This is a genomic window from uncultured Eudoraea sp., from assembly GCF_947258525.1.
GTDB lineage: Bacteria > Bacteroidota > Bacteroidia > Flavobacteriales > Flavobacteriaceae > Eudoraea.
This window is the reverse complement of sequence record NZ_CAMYIP010000075.1, coordinates 1-3033: the sequence shown is the minus strand read 5'-3', so window position 1 is coordinate 3033 and position 3033 is coordinate 1. Positions and strand designations below refer to the sequence as shown.

Annotated in this window: 3 protein-coding genes and 2 pseudogenes; all 5 read right to left on the bottom strand. The window is 33.5% G+C overall.

The genetic code is table 11. From position 1 onward, the window contains the following. On the bottom strand, positions 1–1102 hold a 1102-nt coding region (locus tag Q0X89_RS05825), incomplete at its 3' end, for an oligosaccharide flippase family protein (protein WP_297692063.1). Between the two features lie 168 nt (positions 1103–1270). Beyond that, a complete protein-coding gene (gene rfbD / locus Q0X89_RS05820; RefSeq protein ID WP_297692061.1) occupies positions 1271–2047 on the bottom strand; it encodes a dTDP-4-dehydrorhamnose reductase in 777 nt (258 codons plus the stop codon). Next, a complete protein-coding gene (gene rfbC, locus Q0X89_RS05815; RefSeq protein WP_297692059.1) occupies positions 2044–2592 on the bottom strand; it encodes a dTDP-4-dehydrorhamnose 3,5-epimerase in 549 nt (182 codons plus the stop codon). The genes rfbD and rfbC overlap by 4 nt, the downstream gene beginning before the upstream one ends. Before the next feature lie 23 nt (positions 2593–2615). Beyond that, a pseudogene (locus Q0X89_RS05810) lies at positions 2616–2831 on the bottom strand (sugar phosphate nucleotidyltransferase); the annotation flags it as partial. Between the two features lie 26 nt (positions 2832–2857). After that, positions 2858–3033, bottom strand: a pseudogene (locus Q0X89_RS05805) (dTDP-glucose 4,6-dehydratase); the annotation flags it as partial.

Here is a 3033-nt window from a genome sequence, read left to right as displayed (position 1 = left end):
CTGTCATTTGCATAATAACCCCTACGGATCCCGACATACTATTGATTAATTGGCCAATGCATAAAATGACTAAAATATTGGCCCCTGCAATAAATTCCGCTCCAAAAATACTTAAAATCCATTCGCGAAATATAAGAATTACCGATACGATGACCAGCGTAGAAAAAAAGTTTAATCGGGTTGTAAATTGAATTAACTTATGAAATTGTTCTTGATTTCCATCATTATGGCTACTAGCCAATTTAGGTGCTAGAATTGAATTAATTGCCTGAAGAGTAAAGCTGGTTAAAGTAGCTAATTTAAGGGCAACATTGTAAATTCCAATATTATCGACAGATTCATAAATTCCCAATACAAACGTGTCTAACCAGCCTAATAGAACTAGTATGGTTGAAGACAGCATCATTGGTAATGCTTCCCTGAGAAATGTCCATGTATTTTGAACCGTGTTTAAAGAAATTTTCTGAAAGCTCTTCGCGGACAGATAAAAAGACAGAACAAACAAAGTGCTTATACCAAAAAAATGGGCTTTAATTGCATTAATCGGAGAGTCTGCAATTGCCCACAAAATCAGGAAAAAAAGAACTGTAAAAGTAAATCTGCCGGGATTGTTTAGAAAAGCAAACCACTTATTCTTTTTTCTTGCCCTTAATAATCCTGCACATACCAAAGTGCCTGACCACATAGGTATTGCTAATACAGCCCAAACAAAATAGGGTTCTAACTGAGGTTTTTTAAATATATCATAAATGATATAATCCCTGAGTAAAAAAATAATAAGTGCTATTATAGAAGACCCTATGAAAGATTTCAATAATACTCTATAAAATAATCCCGTGTCATTCAGGTTAGCTTGCGTAGAATAATATCTTACCAAATTTATATCAAGGCCTAACCTCCCCATAATTCCAGCAAACAGGAATAATGAAAAGCAAAGTGATATTAAACCTAATGTTCCAGCTCCGTAATATTTAGCCACTAAAAAAGTAAACAGGTAACCCATAAAAAGGCCTATGACTCGTATGGACAAAAAAGAAAATCCTTTTAAAAGGATTTCTTTACTATCAACATCACTAAAAATTTCTTTTACTCTATTAGTCAAAACATCATTTACTATTTAGTTCATAATACCGCAAAAATCAAGAATAATTTTTCTGTGGCAGGTTTTTACTCCTTAAAATCCTTATGAGCAATTAGATAAGTTACTATTTTCAGCTCTTTTAGAAGCCTCCATCTCTTTTCTAAATTTATTTAGTCTATCTTTTTATATTTAACTGGATTTTAGGATACTATTTCGTGGTCTTGCCGCAAAAGTACGATAATTCTTAGCCCTTTCTACCTTAATTTTCCCGTCCAGGTTGGTTTCTTTCAATATTTCTTTTGCAAAATCATACCAGGTAATAGCTTGCCAGTCTGTAAAATGATAAATGCCATATTTCGTTTTAGGAGAAGTAATTAATCTTAAAATATATTTTGCCAGATTATTTGCATTTGTGGGGCATCCTGTTTGTTCATCCGTAATGTAAAGTACACTCTCTGTTTTACCTTTGTTTACAATAGTCTTATAGAAATTGTTGCCGTATTCAGAATACAGCCATGATGTTCTGATGATGTAATATTTATCCAATATTTCCTGAATATACTGTTCTCCTAAAAGCTTTGACCTGCCATATTCATTTATAGGGTTTGGAATATCATCAGCGATGTAAGGGGATTTCTTTTCCCCATCAAATACGTAATCGGTCGAAACATGAATAAGAACCACATCATGGTTCTTGCATGCAGTAGCAATATTTTTAACCCCATCTGCATTTACGGCAAATGCCCTTTCTGGTGTTTTTTCTGCTTGTTCCACATTTGTATAGGCGGCACAGTTAATGCAATAATCGAAATGCCCAGATTCAAAGGCCGCATTTATGCTACTTTTCTTGGTTATGTCCAAAGCTTTAGAATCCATGAAATTAAAATTCAAAGCATCATAAGTTCCAGCAATTTTCTTTAAACATTTGCCTAACTGTCCGTTTGCTCCCGTCACCAAAATATTCATGGCATTTTGGCATTTTTTAATGTTGGGAGCTTCAAATCTTTTAAAGAAATAATCAATTTATTATCAGGAAGTAACCAATCAATATTTAATTGTTTATCATTATAAATAATTCCTCCTTCTGCTTCTTTATTGTAGTAATTGTCACATTTATAAAAAATTTCTGCAGTATTACTCAAAACTACAAAACCATGAGCAAGTCCCCTAGGTATAAAAAGCTGCTTTTTATCTATATCAGTCAATTCTAAGGATAAATGTTGACCAAAAGTGGGGGAATTTTTTCGTAGGTCTACAACAATATCCAAAATACTTCCTTTAAGTACCCTTATTAATTTTGCCTGAGCATATTCCCCGGTTTGATAATGTAACCCCCTGATTACCCCGTAAGTTGAATAAGATTGATTATCCTGAACGAAAGTTATTTTCTTGCCAATAGTTTGTTCAAAAGACTTTTTGTTAAAACTTTCAAAAAAATAACCCCTCTCGTCATTAAATAATTTAGGCGTTAAAACAAAACATCCCCTTAACTTAGTCTCCGATGCATTCATTGATGTTTATTTATAATTCCTAACAAGTTTATCCCATAGCCACTTTTCATCATTGGTTGTGCTAAATATTTGAATTGTTCCTTATCTATATAACTCATATCATAGGCCGCATACATAAGTGTAGATAGCGGATTGTATATCATGGGCTTATCATAGATAGGCATTAATTGCTTGCTTACTGATAATGTTAATGGATGCAGACGTGTTCCAGACCCTCCGGCCAGTACTATCCCTTTCATTTATAAAACTATTTATTTGTACTTCACTATTTATACATCTTATCATAATACTCCTGATAATCGCCGGAGGTAACATGATCTAACCATTCCTGATTCTCAAGATACCAGTCAATAGTTAATTCAAGGCCTTGCTCAAAGGTTACGGAGGGTTTCCAGCCCAGTTCCTTATTAATTTTACTGGCGTCTATGGCATACCTTAAAT